This is a genomic window from Gordonia sp. 135, from assembly GCF_009720185.1.
Classification (GTDB): domain Bacteria; phylum Actinomycetota; class Actinomycetes; order Mycobacteriales; family Mycobacteriaceae; genus Gordonia; species Gordonia alkanivorans.
Genome location: NZ_CP046257.1, coordinates 2,118,307 through 2,133,163, shown reverse-complemented (window position 1 = coordinate 2,133,163; position 14,857 = coordinate 2,118,307). Strand labels below are relative to the sequence as shown.

The 14,857-nt window shown below is 65.2% G+C and carries 14 protein-coding genes and 1 tRNA gene; 5 read left to right on the top strand and 10 right to left on the bottom strand.

Going from position 1 to position 14,857, the window contains the following annotated elements; translation table 11 throughout:
- The first annotated feature begins 3 nt into the window (after positions 1–3).
- Genes GKZ92_RS09745 through GKZ92_RS09735 form a run of 3 tightly spaced genes read left to right on the top strand, consistent with a single transcriptional unit; the run spans position 4 to position 2,934 of the window.
- Positions 4–993 carry a branched-chain amino acid ABC transporter permease gene (locus GKZ92_RS09745; protein WP_005201095.1) on the top strand — a complete coding sequence of 330 codons (990 nt, stop codon included), beginning with the start codon at positions 4–6 and terminating at the stop codon, positions 991–993.
- A complete protein-coding gene (locus GKZ92_RS09740; RefSeq protein WP_006359996.1) occupies positions 986–2,122 on the top strand; it encodes an ABC transporter ATP-binding protein in 1,137 nt (378 codons plus the stop codon). The genes GKZ92_RS09745 and GKZ92_RS09740 overlap by 8 nt, the downstream gene beginning before the upstream one ends.
- Positions 2,119–2,934 carry an ABC transporter ATP-binding protein gene (locus GKZ92_RS09735; protein WP_006359997.1) on the top strand — a complete coding sequence of 272 codons (816 nt, stop codon included), beginning with the start codon at positions 2,119–2,121 and terminating at the stop codon, positions 2,932–2,934. The genes GKZ92_RS09740 and GKZ92_RS09735 overlap by 4 nt, the downstream gene beginning before the upstream one ends.
- A gap of 116 nt (positions 2,935–3,050) precedes the next feature.
- Here the strand turns inward: GKZ92_RS09735 and GKZ92_RS09730 are convergent, their stop codons facing one another.
- Both GKZ92_RS09730 and GKZ92_RS09725 read right to left on the bottom strand, forming a co-directional pair.
- A complete protein-coding gene (locus tag GKZ92_RS09730) occupies positions 3,051–4,415 on the bottom strand; it encodes an ABC transporter substrate-binding protein (protein WP_035755383.1) in 1,365 nt (454 codons plus the stop codon).
- A 168-nt stretch (positions 4,416–4,583) separates the two neighbouring features.
- Positions 4,584–5,207, bottom strand: coding sequence for an ANTAR domain-containing response regulator (locus GKZ92_RS09725; protein ID WP_006360000.1), 624 nt, complete (start codon positions 5,205–5,207; stop codon positions 4,584–4,586).
- 99 nt (positions 5,208–5,306) lie between these two features.
- Here GKZ92_RS09725 and GKZ92_RS09720 point away from each other — a divergent pair.
- Positions 5,307–5,383, top strand: a tRNA-Leu gene (locus tag GKZ92_RS09720).
- Between the two features lie 125 nt (positions 5,384–5,508).
- Here GKZ92_RS09720 and GKZ92_RS09715 read toward each other — a convergent pair.
- The 7 genes from GKZ92_RS09715 to GKZ92_RS09685 all read right to left on the bottom strand — a co-directional run bounded on the left by GKZ92_RS09715 (position 5,509) and on the right by GKZ92_RS09685 (position 12,948).
- Positions 5,509–6,885, bottom strand: a complete 1,377-nt coding sequence (locus GKZ92_RS09715) for a glycosyltransferase (RefSeq protein ID WP_127963260.1) — start codon at positions 6,883–6,885, stop codon at positions 5,509–5,511.
- Positions 6,882–7,892 (bottom strand): hypothetical protein, encoded by a 1,011-nt coding sequence (locus GKZ92_RS09710; RefSeq protein WP_074849950.1) that lies wholly within the window; start codon positions 7,890–7,892, stop codon positions 6,882–6,884. The genes GKZ92_RS09715 and GKZ92_RS09710 overlap by 4 nt, the downstream gene beginning before the upstream one ends.
- A complete protein-coding gene (locus GKZ92_RS09705; protein WP_127963261.1) occupies positions 7,889–8,833 on the bottom strand; it encodes a WcbI family polysaccharide biosynthesis putative acetyltransferase in 945 nt (314 codons plus the stop codon). The genes GKZ92_RS09710 and GKZ92_RS09705 overlap by 4 nt, the downstream gene beginning before the upstream one ends.
- A gap of 250 nt (positions 8,834–9,083) precedes the next feature.
- The gene (locus tag GKZ92_RS09700; RefSeq protein ID WP_006360005.1) at positions 9,084–9,830 is read right to left on the bottom strand and encodes a succinate dehydrogenase/fumarate reductase iron-sulfur subunit; all 747 of its coding nucleotides are present in this window, start codon (positions 9,828–9,830) and stop codon (positions 9,084–9,086) included.
- Position 9,831: 1 nt separating this feature from the next.
- A complete protein-coding gene (locus GKZ92_RS09695) occupies positions 9,832–11,775 on the bottom strand; it encodes a fumarate reductase/succinate dehydrogenase flavoprotein subunit (RefSeq protein WP_006360006.1) in 1,944 nt (647 codons plus the stop codon).
- Positions 11,776–11,833: 58 nt separating this feature from the next.
- Positions 11,834–12,658, bottom strand: a complete 825-nt coding sequence (locus GKZ92_RS09690) for a hypothetical protein (protein WP_042376122.1) — start codon at positions 12,656–12,658, stop codon at positions 11,834–11,836.
- Complete coding sequence (locus GKZ92_RS09685; protein WP_035755408.1) at positions 12,655–12,948, bottom strand: hypothetical protein; 294 nt, start codon at positions 12,946–12,948, stop codon at positions 12,655–12,657. Before GKZ92_RS09685 ends, GKZ92_RS09690 begins: the two co-directional genes overlap by 4 nt.
- A 150-nt stretch (positions 12,949–13,098) precedes the next feature.
- Here GKZ92_RS09685 and GKZ92_RS09680 point away from each other — a divergent pair, with 150 nt between their 5' ends.
- Positions 13,099–13,779 carry a DUF1345 domain-containing protein gene (locus GKZ92_RS09680; protein ID WP_035755371.1) on the top strand — a complete coding sequence of 227 codons (681 nt, stop codon included), beginning with the start codon at positions 13,099–13,101 and terminating at the stop codon, positions 13,777–13,779.
- Here the strand turns inward: GKZ92_RS09680 and GKZ92_RS09675 are convergent.
- A complete protein-coding gene (locus tag GKZ92_RS09675; protein ID WP_035755369.1) occupies positions 13,776–14,765 on the bottom strand; it encodes an arabinofuranosidase in 990 nt (329 codons plus the stop codon). The genes GKZ92_RS09680 and GKZ92_RS09675 overlap by 4 nt on opposite strands.
- Positions 14,766–14,857: the final 92 nt, after the last annotated feature.

The following is a 14,857-nucleotide window of genomic DNA, read 5'->3' as shown; positions in this document are numbered from 1 at the left end:
CCCATGGACATCATCTCAGCGCTACAGATTGCGTTCGCACAGCTCATCGGCCCGTCGGCGATCTTCTACGCTCTACTGGCCATCGGCCTCAACCTGCACTTCGGCTATGCCGGGCTGCTCAACTTCGGCCAGATCGCCTTCGCCCTCCTCGGCGGATACGGCGTGGGCATCATGGCCGTCAACTACGACCAGCCGCTCTGGCTCGGCGCCATCGTGGGTATCGCCGCAGCCGGCATGCTCGCGGTGGTCCTCGGCATCCCGACACTTCGTCTGCGAGCGGACTATCTGGCGATCGTCACCATCGCCGCGTCGGAGATCCTCCGACTGGTGTTCCGGTCGACGTCGTCGGACGATTTCACCCACTCCACCAACGGGATCTACGGCTACGCGAGCGGTTTTTTCTCGATCAGCCCGTTCGACAACGGCAAGCAGTACTCGTTCTTCGGGGTCAAGTTCCTCGGCGGCGACCTGTGGTCGATGGTGGTGGGCTGGTCCGTCGTCCTGCTCCTGTGCCTCATGGTCTACCTGCTCGTCCACTCCCCCTGGGGTCGCGTGCTGAAGGCGGTGCGCGAGGACGAGGACGCCGCCCGATCGCTCGGCAAGAACGCCTATTCCTTCAAGATGCAGGCACTCATCCTCGGTGGCTGTATCGGCGGCCTCGCAGGCGTGTTCAACGCACTCGCGACGCAGTCGATCAACCCGGACTTCTACTCCACCGCCCAGACCTTCTTCGCCTACGGCGCACTCATTCTCGGCGGTGCGGCGACGGTGTTCGGACCGGTCCTCGGCGCGATGCTGTTCTGGTTCCTGCTGGCCATCCCCGACGCGCTGTTGCGCCAGGCCACGTCCGGCGACAACCCGATGCTGGACCTCTCGGCGCAGCAGGTCGGCGCGATCCGCTACGTGCTGCTGGGTCTGGCGATCATCCTGATGATGGTGTTCCGACCACAGGGACTCCTCGGCAACAAGAGGGAGGTGCAGCTCGATGCCTGATGACGGACGCCATTCGGCACACGACGACGAGCCCTCGACGCCGTTGGGCGACACCGGGATCGTCGTCGACGAGACCGGTCCCGACATCGCCGGTACGCGGGCGACGCGCCGCGATCTGACGACCCTGTCGGCGCCCGAGCGCTCGCGACTGTTCGCGGAGGTGTCACCCGAACCGGGATCGGCAAAGCCCGACCCGATCATCGTGGTGGACAACATCTCCCGCACCTTCGGCGGCATCAGGGCGGTCCAGGTCGACCACCTCGAGGTGCAACGCGGCGCGATCACCGGCCTCATCGGACCCAACGGTGCCGGCAAGACCACGTTCTTCAACCTGATCACCGGTTTCGACAAACCGGATTCGGGTACGTGGTCGCTCAACGGCGAATCCCTCGGCCGGATGGTCCCGCACCAGGTCGCACGCCGCGGCATGGTGCGCACCTTCCAGCTGACCAAGGCGCTGTCGAAGATGTCGGTGCTCGACAACGTCAAGCTCGGTGCCACCGGCCAGCGCGGCGAACACTTCCTCGCCGCCCTCGCCCCGTGGACCTGGCGCAAACAGGAAGCCGAGATCACCGAGCGCGCACACGAACTGCTGCGGCGGTTCAAGCTCGACGCCAAGGCCGACGACTTCGCCGGCTCGCTGTCCGGTGGTCAGCGCAAGTTGCTGGAAATGGCACGCGCGCTGATGACCGATCCCGAGATCGTGATGCTCGACGAGCCGATGGCCGGTGTGAACCCGGCCCTCACGCAGAGCTTGCTCGAACACATCAAGTCGCTGCGCGACGAGGGCGTGACGGTAGTCTTCGTCGAACACGACATGGACGTCATCCGCGACATCAGTGACTGGGTGGTGGTGATGGCCCAGGGCCAGATCATCGCCGAATCCCTGCCGGATCGCCTGGGCGACAACGAGGCCGTCGTCGACGCCTATCTCGGCGGTCACCACGACCAGGCACTGGAGTTCGACGACCAGGGTCAGCCCGTCGGTGCGACCGCGGTGCTCGCCGAGCAGGTCGAGGCAGCCATCGAGGCCACCCTCGAAGAAGGCGGCGACCTCTCCGAGCCGGTCGAGTTGCCGCCCGCCGATCCGGCCGGCGTCGATACGGACAAGAAGGAGACCGAGCGATGAGCCTGGGATCGGACGGCGGGTCGCTGACACCGGCACAGCGCGCGGCCACCCCCGACGAGCACCGCAAGCTCGCGACGAATGCGTTGCTGCGCGCCGACGACATCACCGCCGGCTATCTGCCGGGGATCAACATCCTCGAGGAGTGCAACTTCTTCCTGAACGACGGGGAGATCGTGGGCATCATCGGTCCGAACGGCGCCGGCAAGTCGACGCTGCTCAAGACCCTGTTCGGGCTGATCCCGGTCCGTAAGGGTTCGGTCACCCTGCGCGGCGACGACATCACCTCGGCCAAGGCACACGTCCTCGTCGACAAGGGTGTCGGATACGTCCCGCAGACACAGAATGTGTTCCCCGCGCTGACGATCGAGGAGAACCTCGAGATGGGCGTCTACCTGCGGCCGAAGACGTTCGCCAAGCGGTTCGAGTTCGTCTCCGAGCTGTTCCCGCTCCTGTCAGAGCGTCGGAAGATCAAGGCGGGCGCGCTGTCCGGCGGCGAACGGCAGATGGTCGCGATGGGCCGGGCCCTGATGATGGACCCGGCGGTCTTGCTGCTCGACGAGCCGTCGGCAGGCCTGTCCCCCATGTTCCAGGACGAGGTGTTCATCCGCTGCAAGGCGATCAACGCAACCGGCGTCTCGATCATCATGGTCGAGCAGAACGCCCGCCGCTGCCTCCAGATCTGCGACCGCGGTTACGTTCTCGACCAGGGTCGCAACGCCTACACCGACACCGGCAGCAACCTCGCCAAGGATCCCAAGATCATCGAGCTCTACCTGGGCACGCTGGCGGGCAGCTCGGAGAAGAAGACGTAGGCTTCGCTCACGGGATCCGTTGCCGCTCACGCGGGGACGGTGAGCGGCAACGGATTTCGTGCGCGGACACACAGAGACCCTCGGCTCGTAAGCCGAGGGTCTCTGGTCTTGTGTGACTACTGCGCGGCCACCGACACGTACTTGCGGGTCGGGGTCAGCAGCTTGTTGTCCCCGTCGAACTCGAGGACGCCGTAGGAGCCGACGCTGGGCTCACCGGCGGCGTTGAACGCCAGGTTCCCGGTCTTGCCGACGTAGGCGATCGTCTTGCCGCTCTTCAGCGCATCCAGGCACGCCTGGTACGAGTCGCAGTTCTCGTCGCCGTTGGTGACGCCGATGATGTTGGCGGCGATCGTGCGGCCGTCGGTCGACTTGGCTGCGGTCGCGGCGAGCGCACTCAGCACCGCGGCGTCGTAGCTCTCGCCCGAGTAGTTGAAGTCGATCAGCTTCGGATCGAGATCCTTGAGCGCGGACTGGAACTCACCGCTGGTCTGGGTGAGCGGAGTCGTGCCCTTCATACCCTTGAGCAGGCCGGAACCGACCGACTCGCCGAGTGCGTTACCCATGTTGCCGTCGACGCCGTAGACGAGCTTGCCGTCGCTCGGTCCGATGCCCACCTCGTGCATACGAGTGAGGATCTTGGCGCTCTCCTCGAACCCGATGAGCGCAACGCCGTCCGGGTTGAAGTTCTTCACCTGGTCGACCTCGGCGTTGAACGACTGGGCATTCGGGTCGTAGATGATCTTCTGGATCTGGTCGGCGGGCACACCGGCGGCCTCGAGGTCGCGAACGGTGTTGTCGGCCAAGCCCGTTCCGTACGGGTCGTTGAGGGCGAGGATGGACACACGCTGGACGCCGTCCTCCGCCATCGTCTGCGAGAGTGCCTGGGCCTGCAGGACATCCGCGGGAGCGGTACGGAAGTACTGTCCCTTGTCCTGGTAGCAGGTGAACTCGTCGGAGGTGTTGGCCGGCGAGAACATGACCGCGCCCGCGTTGGCGATCTTGTCGATGACCTTCAGCGACACCGACGACGACGCCGCACCGATGATCACCTGGGTGCCGGCGCTGAGCTCGCGGTCGACGGTGGCGTTGGCGGTGTCGGTGGTGGTGTCGCCGGAGTCACCGGTGACCAGCTCGACGGGCTTGTCGAGCACACCGCCGGCAGCGTTGATGTCCTTGATGGCCAGGTTGACACCGGCCACCATGGGCGGCCCCAAGAAGGCGAGAGAGCCGGTCTCGGGGAGCAGCGTGCCGATCTTCAGCGGAGCGGTGCTCTCGGGGCCCGGCGTGGCCTTCGGCGGGTTACAGGCCAGCTTCTGCGCGAGGCCCATGCCGGGGGGTGCGGGAGTGGACTCTACGGCCGCGCTGGCCGAGCCTCCGGAGCCTTCGTCGGAACCAGAGTCAGAGCTGCTGCAGCCGGCGACGACGAGCGCTGCCGCCGCAGTCATGACCACTGCCCCGCTCGTCAAAGAACGAAAGGACATCAATGCTCTCCTTGCGATTGGAGTTGTCACACGAGAGCGGTGCATCGAGATCGACGCATCCAACCGCGCCTCGCTGGGGAAAAGCTAGCGCGATCTTGTTGCCCCTGCGTAAAGACAGTGAAACTGACTTGCGCGCAGACGCATTGCGTCAAATCGACCTGTCCTTCGTCAGTTCGTCCCGAGGGTCTCCACGACGACCTGGGCCACGGCTTTCATCGTTGTCCGACGGTCCATCGCGGCACGCTGAATCCACTTGAACGCCTCGGGCTCGGAAAGGCCCTGTTTCTGCATGAGCAAACCTTTGGCGCGTTCGACGAGCTTGCGGGTCTCGAGCCGCTCGTTCATCGTCGCGACCTCGCGCTCCAGCAGTTTGAGCTCGTGATAGCGACTGACGGCCACCTCGATGGCCGGCACCAGATCGGCCTTGGTGAACGGTTTGACCAGGTAAGCCATCGCGCCGGCGTCGCGCGCCTTCTCGATGAAGTCCCGCTGGCTGAACGCGGTGAGCATGACGACCGGCGCCAGCCGCTTCTCCGCGATCTCCGTCGCCGCGTCGATGCCGTCGCGGATGGGCATCTTGATGTCCATGATGACCAGGTCGGGTTTCAGGGACTCCGTGAGCTCGACGGCGACCTGACCGTTGGGAGCCTCCCCCACGACGTCATAGCCCTCTTCGCGGAGCATCTCGATCAGATCCATACGGATCAGCGAGTCGTCCTCGGCCACCAGCACACGATGCGTCTTCGTCGTCTCACCAGTTGTCGTAGTCGCACTGTCGGTCACTGTCACCATCCCCTCCTCCACGCCATAGTCGAACAGAAGAGTACCGGTTGCCGGGCCGGTCGGCCGATCATCTAGAGTTGGCTCCTGCACGGGGCAACCCGCGCACTGGCCCCCGTAGCCCAATTGGCAGAGGCAACGGATTCAAAACCCGTCCAGTGTGAGTTCGAGTCTCACCGGGGGCACCAATAAATCGCAGGTCTGTGGAGTTCCACTCCGGTGACCGGTCGACGTCATCCCTGACACGCAGAACTCGATCGAAGTCTGCCGGTCGAGGTGAGGTTCGGGAGTGCCGATCACCTGCGGACCACACTCACCAGGACAACGCCGGTTCCTCGTCGCCGAGGACGATCTCGACCTCGCTGTGATGCACTGTTCGGACCCCGAACAACCGGTCGAGAAGCTCGCCAGGGCCCACGTCGGTGTGCGCTGCCCAGCGTCGGACACGGTGCCGTGCGCGCGACGACGTGACCGTTACCGAGGCCGGTGATCCGTCGAAGTCCACCGTCACCTGGCCGCATTCCCCCGGCCCGACCTGGGCCGTGAGCAGCGCGAGCGAATCAACGGAGAAGACCACGACGGTACCGGCGACCTCGACGACGAACCTGCACCGCGACAGCGTCGATGCGTCCGGACCACCGACCCGGATTCGCGAATCGTCCACGCCCAGTTGGATGAGCAAAGCGTCGGCATGTTCGCCGACAAGCCAGACAGCAGCATCCATCCCTCGCAACGCGCCGGCGACAGTACGCATCAGCGATGCCGCGGTGTGCCCCGCCGTCGACACGAGCACCACGATGTCCGGGATCGAGTACAGCAGGCCGGCAGTACGGGCCGCCGGATCGGTGATGAGCGGGGCGAGCGCGAGGGCTTCGGCGTTCTTCTTCGAGATCCGCTCGGGCACCGAACGTTCCGCCCAGTCGGGACCATCGTGCCAGGCCAGTGCGTCGGGTTCGTGCGCGAACACCGCGCCCATCATGAAGGCCCGGTTCGCGAATTCCCAGTCCTCACCGCCGTAGTGGACGAACGACGGGTCGAAGCCTCCGACGTCGTCGAACAATTGACGGCTGCAGGTCATCACCGCACTGATCAGATACTTGTAACCGTCCCAGCCCGGGTTCAGGAGGTTGGACGTGCGGTCGTACGCATCGACCAGCCATCCGGGTTCGCAGTCGTGCGAGGATTCGAGCGGCCGTTGTTCGGACAACCACCCCACCACCGAGTCCGGGGCGACCCGGCTCAGGTCGGCGTGCTTACGCCGCCCGACCACGAGTGCGTCGGGCGCCGCGGCGGGCAATCTGATCGACTGCCGGATGTAGTCGGGTGTCGGCACCGTGTCCGCGTCGAGGAAACACAGGACCGTACCGCTCGACGCCGCGACACCCAGATTGCGGGCGGCTGCCGCTCGGAAGCCGTTGTCCTCCTGCGTCACCACGGTGATGTCGAGTCGCGATGTCCACGCTCTCACGTCCGGCGAACACGTCGAGCCATCGTCGGCGACGACCACTTCGAGACGATCCGGCGGGTGGGTCTGGGCCGTCAACGCCTCGAGGACCAACGCGAGTTGGTGGGGTTGGTTGTAGTACGGGATCACGACACTCACCAGCGGCGTCGTCGAAGCCACGCCGACCAGGTCCCAGCGATTGTCGGCCACCACGGTTCGGCCGTCGCCGAGCCTCATGACGGTCATGCACTCCACCGCCGGACCAGTCGCTCGTGAGCCCGGCCGACGTCGGCGGCGGTGGGCGACGGCGTCACCGCCGGATCGATCCAGGTGCTCGCGGGATTCGCGAACGCGCTCTCGAGAGCGGTCCGCAGAGCAGCATCGTTGTTGGCGTGCATCGTCAGGACGCCCGGGGAACGAGCGGCGAGTTCATCGGTGTAGGCGGTGCTCGGGACCAGCGGTCGGCGCCCGGCGGAGATCCAGGAGTTGATCGACCCGGAGGCCGACATGTGCCGGTGATAGGCGGCCGGAACCGTGACCTCGGCCGACGCCCGGATCAGTTCGTCGTCGGTCAGGAACCCCGTGACCGTGCACCGCCGTCCCATCTCCGCGGCGACCTTGGCGAGTTCATCGGCCAGGTCTTCGTGGCCGGGTGACGGGGTGCCGAGCGCGACGAAACCGATGGACGGGTCGAGGCCGGACATAGCCTGCAGTGTCTCCAGGTGCCCCTTCCCGGGGTACAGGTAGCCGAGGACACCGACCGTCAGTTCCGCTGATTCCGAGGGCTTGTCGACGCGGACGGTGTCGAACATCAGCGGTATGACCTCGACGCCGATCGTCGCGTCGACGTACTCGGCGAAGAGCGACGCCTCGTGGTGACTCGACACGATCACTCCTGTCGCGGCCCGCGCCACCGCGCGATAGAAATCGGCACGTGCCTGCATCGCCGGTCCGTCCGAGGGCTGGGGCAGATCATGCAGGGTCACCGAGACCGGCCGGTCCAGTGCCGCGAACAGGGCGAGCACGCTGTCCCGGGCTTGCCGTGGCGTACGTCCGAACAGGCGATCGGTCACGTGCACGTGCACGAGCGCACACTCGTCCAGTCCTGATACGACACCGGCGCCGAGCGTGAGCACGTGCGCCAAACGATGATCCGCGCTCTCGGCGCGTACCGCATCGAAGACCGACTGCGCATATCGGACCACACCGTGTGAGCGGGGTCCGACCAGGAGATGCCCGATCGGCCCCGTCACGACAGGCCCAAGATCTCGATGAGGTCGGTGTAACGGTCCAACACTGCTCCGATGAACTCGGGATGGTCTGCGTACCAGTGCATCTGGCGACGGCGAACGTCGTCCTCGGTCAGCGCCACACCGTCGACGTCCCACGACGTCCGCGGGCACGCGTCGATCCCCAGCGCGTCGATCACCCGTCGCTCCAGGGGCGCTCGGATGTTGCCGAGCAGGTCGCGTGAGGGTGGGACCGGCGCCGACGCCCCGAGCGAGTCGAGGATCCGGCCGCCGAGGGCGAGCAACACTCGATTTCCAGGGTGGTTGATCGTGTGGGCGGCATCGGCCCCGAGGTCGAGCAGTGTGTCGGAGATCCCGACGTCACAGTGCCGCCGCTCGCGGACGGCGAGCTGATCCACACTCCATTGCGCTGCTTCCCGGATACGTTCGGCGGCGATGTCGACGTCCCATTCGTCGAAGCGGTCGCGACCGGCCACCACGGCGAGGGCCGTTCGCAGATCGTGGTACGGAACCGCCGCGGGTACTGCGGACGGCTGCGCTGGGTGTCGGGCGATGACCTGGAACGGAAACAATCCGCCGTAGCGGATGACCGGCCAGACGATGACGGACGCCGATGGCGCCAGGTCGGCCAGGTCCGAGGTTCCGATCGGAAATCCCCGGTACCCGGTACGCACCGGTTGGGAGACGATGATCGCTGCGCTGCTCATGAGGTCCTCGACCCGCGCCATGTCGGCGGACTCGAGTTCGTGGACCGGCGGGACGCGAACGGTACGGAACGGGAGGTCGGGAGAGCTGGACAGGACAATCCGCAAGGCCTCGGCCTGGCAGTTTCCCCAGACGACGAGTATCTTCCGGTCATCGTTCCGCGGAGCCTCGACGACGCCGTAGAACTCGCCGTAGTGCCGGGTCCGACCGTCGACCAGCTCCTCGTCACTCGTCCTCATACGAGCTCCGGAGTACGTCTGACGACGCGATGGGTCCCTGTCATCGAAGTACCGACTCCCCTCCTGATGGGCCCCTGGTCGGTACCCCTGCACCGCTCGTGTATCCGTTTCGCCCGTTGCCGAATCATCGACCAGGTCACACCAGGGGCACGACGACTGCGACGGGCTCGTCGAGAGCCGTCGGCGGTGTCACCCGATCAGTGCCGGGGACGTGACGCCCGGGGTCGCCGGGTGAGCGCGAGAAGTGGCGCTAGCGTCGGAAGAGCTTGTTACCCAGCCATACCAGCGGGTCGTATTTGCGGTCGACGACGCGCTCCTTCATCGGGATGAGGGCGTTGTCCGTGATCTTGATGTGTTCCGGGCAGACGTCGGAGCAGCACTTGGTGATGTTGCAGAACCCGAGACCGTGCTCGTTCTGCGCGGTGTCGCGACGTTCGGCGACGTCGAGCGGGTGCATGTCGAGCTCGGCGATTCGCATCAGGTAGCGGGGGCCGGCGAAGGCTTCTTTGTTCTCCTCGTGGTCGCGGACGACGTGGCAGGTGTTCTGGCACAGGAAGCACTCGATGCACTTGCGGAACTCCTGCGACCGTTGCACGTCGACCTGCTTCATCCGGTACTCCCCCGGCCCAAGCCCGGGCGGCGGCGTGAACGACTGGATCTCGCGGGCCTTCGTGTAGTTGAACGAGACATCGGTGACGAGGTCACGGATGACCGGGAACGTGCGCATCGGGGTCACCGTGATGACCTCGTCCTCGGTGAACGTCGACATCCGGGTCATGCACAACAGCTTGGGACGGCCGTTCACCTCAGCGGAACACGACCCACATTTGCCCGCCTTGCAGTTCCAGCGCACGGCCAGGTCGGGAGCTTGGGTCGCCTGGAGGCGGTGGATGATGTCGAGCACCACCTCGCCGTCGTTGGCCTGCACCGTGTAATCCTCGAGACCACCGCCTTCGATGTCGCCTCGCCACACTCGGAACTTCGCGTCGTAACCCATGTCAGTCCTCCGACTGTCCCTCGGCTCGCTCGCCCCCGGCGCCGGGATGACCAGCGATTTCGGCTGCGGTGTAGTACTTTTCGATCTCTTCGAACTCGAAGAGCTCCAGCAGGTCCGGCCGCATCGGTTCCTGTTCTTCCTCGACGACCTCGACCTCCGGGACCGGTGAGTCGGTGCTCGTTTCTGCCGTGCAGACCAGCAGGGTGTTGCGCCAGGCCGAATCCATCGACGGGTGATCGTCGCGGGTGTGTCCGCCGCGACTCTCGGTGCGCATCAGTGCCGCCTTGGCGACACATTCGCTGACCAGGAGCATGTTCCGGAGATCGATCGCGAGATGCCACCCCGGATTGAACTGCCGATGTCCCTCGACCTGCATGCTGCCGAGCCGGTTCCGGAGGTCGGAGAGCACGCGGAGCGCCTCCTGCATCTCCGCTTCTTTGCGGATGATGCCGACGAGGTCGTTCATCGCCTGCTGCAGGTCCATGTGCAGCGTGTACGGGTTCTCCGGCTTGCCGTCGGCGGGCGGATCGAACGGAGACAGCGCGTATTCGGCCGCCCGGTCGATGTCGTCCTGCGCGATCTCGGGCCGGTTGCCCAGCGACTCGACATACGACGCCGCGCCGAGCCCTGCTCGTCGACCGAACACGAGCAGATCGGACAGCGAGTTGCCGCCCAGTCGGTTCGACCCGTGCATACCGCCGGAACACTCGCCGGCGGCGAACAGTCCAGGCACGCGCGACGCCGCGGTGTCGGGATCGACCTCGATCCCACCCATCACGTAGTGGCAGGTCGGGCCGACCTCCATTGGCTCCTTCGTGATGTCCACGTCGGCAAGCTCTTTGAACTGGTGATGCATCGATGGAAGCCGCCGGATGATCTCCTCCGCCGGCATGCGGGACGCGATGTCGAGATAGACGCCACCGTGCTCGGTGCCGCGACCGGCCTTGACCTCCTCGTTGATCGCGCGGGCGACCTCGTCGCGCGGGAGGAGATCCGGTGTGCGGCGGGCGGAGTCGTTGTCCGCGAGCCACTCGTCGGCTTCCTTCTCCGTCTCCGCGTACTGACCCTTGAACACCGGCGGGATGTAGTCGAACATGAACCGTTTGCCGTCGGTGTTCTTGAGGACGCCGCCGTCACCGCGGACGCCTTCGGTCACGAGGATGCCCTTCACGCTGGGCGGCCACACCATCCCCGTCGGGTGGAACTGGACGAACTCCATGTTGATCAGGCTCGCGCCTGCGCGCAGGGCGAGCGCGTGCCCGTCGCCGGTGTACTCCCAGGAGTTCGACGTCACCTTGAACGACTTGCCGATACCGCCAGTAGCGACCACCACCGCAGGTGCCTCGAACACGATGAACCGGCCGGACTCGCGCCAGTACCCGAACGCACCGGCGATGGCGTCGCCGTCCTTCAGCAGCTCGGTGATGGTGCACTCGGCAAAGACCTTGATGCGGGACTCGTAGTCACCGGTGGCCGCGAAGTCCTCCTGCTGCAGCGAGACGATCTTCTGCTGCATGGTTCGGATGAGTTCCAGTCCGGTCCGGTCTCCGACGTGAGCCAGGCGCGGGTAGGTGTGGCCGCCGAAGTTGCGCTGTGCGATCCGGCCGTCAGCGGTCCGGTCGAACAGCGCCCCATAGGTTTCCAGTTCCCACACCCGGTCGGGCGCTTCCTTGGCATGCAGTTCGGCCATGCGCCAGTTGTTCAGGAACTTCCCGCCACGCATCGTGTCCTGGAAGTGCGTCGCCCAGTTGTCCTTCGCGTTCGCGTTACCCATCGACGCCGCGCAGCCACCTTCGGCCATCACGGTGTGTGCCTTGCCGAACAGCGACTTGCACACGACTGCGACCGAATAGCCCTTCTCACGAGCTTCGATGACCGCTCGCAGGCCGGCACCACCCGCACCGATCACAACGACGTCGTACTGGTAGCGTTCCGGTTCGGTCATCTAGCGCGACTCCCAACGTTGAAAACGGTTGCACAACAGTCGTTGCGACCTCGATCGATCAACCCACGAACCTCAGATCAGAGATGGTGTTGCTGGCCACCAGCATGATGTAGAAGTCGGTGAGCACGAGTGTGCCGAGCGTGATCCAGGCGAACTGCATGTGCCGGGTGTTCAACTTGGAGACCTGGGTCCAGATCCAGTACCGCACCGGATGATTCGAGAAATGCTTGAGCCGGCCGCCGGTCACGTGCCGACACGAATGGCAGGACACCGTATAGACCCAGAGCAGAACCACGTTGACCACGAGGATCACATTGCCCAGCCCCAGACCGAATCCGCCGTCCTTGGCGTGGAACGAGACGATGACGTCGTAACTGTTGATCACCGAGATGACCACGGCCGCATAGAAGAAGTACCGGTGCGAGTTCTGGATGATCAGCGGCAGCCGCGTCTCCCCCGTGTACTTGGTGTGGGGTTCGGCGACGGCGCATGCCGGCGGGGACAACCAGATCGACCGATAGTAGGCCTTGCGGTAGTAGTAGCAGGTCAACCGGAACCCGAGGAGAAACGGCAAAGTGAGGAACGCCAGCGGAATCCACATCGGGAGTTCCGGGAACGGCGTACCGAAATGACTCGATCCGGGCACGCACGACTCGCTCAGACACGGCGAGTAGAACGGCGTGAGGTAGTGATAATCCGCGACGTAGTAGGCACTCCGGACGAACGATCGCACGGTCGCATAGATGACGAACGCCGAGAGACCAATGACCGTCAGCAACGGCGACAGCCACCATCGGTCCGTCCGGAGGGTGCGCGCCGTCAGGCGCGCCCGTCTCGGGGAGAAGACCCCGAGTGATTCCCGCTCAGCCGCGGGCGCGCTCACTTCGTCCGCTCACGCGAGTGGAACCCGAGCCCTTCGTCCTGGGCACCGAGCCACGCCGACTCGTCGGACTTGCTGTCCGGCACGTAGACCCGGTCCTGGCCTGGCTTCCGCTGCGGCTTCACCTTCGGCGGATTCTGCTCGAAGTCGTGCAGATCGATGTCGAGACGGTCGAGATCGTTGACCATCCGGCGGACACTGTCGGCGTCACCGTAGCGAGCCTTCAACGTCACCAGCTGATGGCGCAGCGCCTGGATACTGTGATGGAGTGCATTGATTTCGGCGTTTATCATGGCGATCCCTCCGGCCACTATGTGATGTTCCACACAGTACCGCCAGAGTATGGATCGTCAACGGTTTTCGTCGAACGTGTCGCGGGGCCGCTTTCGTGAGGGACTCCTGCCGCCCACCGGTGGCAGCACATCGCGAGGAAGATACGAACGATGAGCGATGACGAGAACGCTCCGTCGGGCGAGCGTCCGCGCGCCGAACAACGCTGGACAGCCTCGGCATTCGTGCTCCTGTCGATGCTCATACCGTTCCTGCTGCCCTCTCGCTATGCAGCGGGTACCAGCTGGCTCCTGCCCGCCATCGAGGGCGCGGTCCTGCTGGCCTTGGTCATCGTCGACCCGGGCCGCATCGACCGACCGGGACGCCGGGTGCGGGCACTGTCGATAGCGTTGGTCGTCGTGATCGCCGCGGGGGCAGCTTGGGCGGCCGGCCGGTTGGTGTGGGATCTGCTGCACGGCAATCCGGACACGACGGTGGCCAACGAGCTTCTTCTCTCCGGTGCGCTCGTGTGGCTGCAGACCGTTCTGGCCTTCGGGTTCCTGTACTGGGAGCTCGACGGCGGCGGCCCCGTCAACAGGCATCTGCACCCGCGACGGCGTCCGGATCTCGCCTTTCCTCAACAGATCGAACCGACTCTCGCACCAGCAGGGTGGCGACCCGTGTTCTTCGACTACTTGTACCTCGCTCTCACCAACGCGACGGCATTCAGCCCCACCGACGTGATGCCACTCGCCCGGTGGATGAAGCTCGCGATGGCCGCGCAGTCGATCCTGTCGATCGTCGTGCTGAGCCTCGTCGTCGCCAATGCGGTCAATCTGCTCGGGTCGACCTAGGCGGGCTCCCGGATCACCCCGAAGTGGCGGACCGATCCGGAGAGCCCGGGCAGTTCTTTCGCCGAGCTCCACGACGACAGCCCGTCGCTGCTGTCGGAGTAGAAGTACCGACGCTGCTTGTACGCGTCGACATACATGCGCCAGTTGCCGTTCGGGAGTTTGACCAGCGCCATGCCTTCGACGAAGCGACCGAAACTCCGCATCGGGACGAACCGGTAGGGACCGGTCAGCGATGTCGCGACCGCGTGTTCGATGACCTTCTTCCGCTCGTTCTTCGTGAACGCGTGGTACGTGGAGCCCGCCTTCACCACGGTCGTGTCGATGTGGTCCGCACCGAGGCCGAGGATCGGCACCGGCGGACTCCACAGTCGCAGGCCGGGTTCGAGCGCCGTCATGACGTAGGGCACGAACCCTCCGCCCGTCGACATCGACAGGATGATGTTGACGCGACCACCCTCGACGAAGAACTCCGGAGCCCACGCCTTGGTGGTGAAGGGCGACAGAGACGGTCCGTCACTCGAACCGGCCGACCCGAACGACAGCGGCCCGGACGAGGAGCCGAACACTCCCTTGCCATCGCCCGTGCCGGGTAGGAAAGCGCAGCACAGCGGCACCGGATAGTTGTGCATGAACGCCCAGTTCACGCGATCGCGGCTCCGCGCGAACCCGATGGTGTTCTGACCGGTCGTATAGGTGACGTAGTACCAGCCGTCTGCACCGTGAAAGATGCTCGGATCGCGCACCACACCCGACGGCGGTCGGTACGCACCAAACCGGAGCGGCCGAAACCGGCTCGCATCCGCGGACTGGTACACGTCCATGTGACGGGCACTGGTGTTGGAGAACGCCACCATCGTGTATCGCCAGTTCGGGGTCGCCTCGGCGGTACCCGGAGTTGCGACGAGCAGGCCCGTGAACACCAGCATCGCGACACAGACAGCACCGATGCGGCTCGAACGAGCGCGAATTCGCTGAGACAGCAGCATTGGAGCAGTATCCGCGGAATTGACTGTGGCGTGCGCGGATTTCCCTGACACAGCTATCGAGACCCTTGGTACCCCGAGATCCGATCGTCGGA

Excerpts from the sequence above, each read along its gene's own strand:
- GKZ92_RS09745 (WP_005201095.1), top strand. The coding sequence starts at position 4 with ATGGACATCATCTCAGCGCTACAGATTGCGTTCGCACAGCTCATCGGC.
- GKZ92_RS09740 (WP_006359996.1), top strand. The coding sequence starts at position 986 with ATGCCTGATGACGGACGCCATTCGGCACACGACGACGAGCCCTCGACG.
- GKZ92_RS09735 (WP_006359997.1), top strand. The coding sequence starts at position 2,119 with ATGAGCCTGGGATCGGACGGCGGGTCGCTGACACCGGCACAGCGCGCG.
- GKZ92_RS09730 (WP_035755383.1), bottom strand. The coding sequence starts at position 4,415 with ATGTCCTTTCGTTCTTTGACGAGCGGGGCAGTGGTCATGACTGCGGCG.
- GKZ92_RS09725 (WP_006360000.1), bottom strand. The coding sequence starts at position 5,207 with ATGGTGACAGTGACCGACAGTGCGACTACGACAACTGGTGAGACGACG.
- GKZ92_RS09715 (WP_127963260.1), bottom strand. The coding sequence starts at position 6,885 with ATGACCGTCATGAGGCTCGGCGACGGCCGAACCGTGGTGGCCGACAAT.
- GKZ92_RS09705 (WP_127963261.1), bottom strand. The coding sequence starts at position 8,833 with ATGAGGACGAGTGACGAGGAGCTGGTCGACGGTCGGACCCGGCACTAC.
- GKZ92_RS09700 (WP_006360005.1), bottom strand. The coding sequence starts at position 9,830 with ATGGGTTACGACGCGAAGTTCCGAGTGTGGCGAGGCGACATCGAAGGC.
- GKZ92_RS09695 (WP_006360006.1), bottom strand. The coding sequence starts at position 11,775 with ATGACCGAACCGGAACGCTACCAGTACGACGTCGTTGTGATCGGTGCG.
- GKZ92_RS09685 (WP_035755408.1), bottom strand. The coding sequence starts at position 12,948 with ATGATAAACGCCGAAATCAATGCACTCCATCACAGTATCCAGGCGCTG.
- GKZ92_RS09680 (WP_035755371.1), top strand. The coding sequence starts at position 13,099 with ATGAGCGATGACGAGAACGCTCCGTCGGGCGAGCGTCCGCGCGCCGAA.
- GKZ92_RS09675 (WP_035755369.1), bottom strand. The coding sequence starts at position 14,765 with ATGCTGCTGTCTCAGCGAATTCGCGCTCGTTCGAGCCGCATCGGTGCT.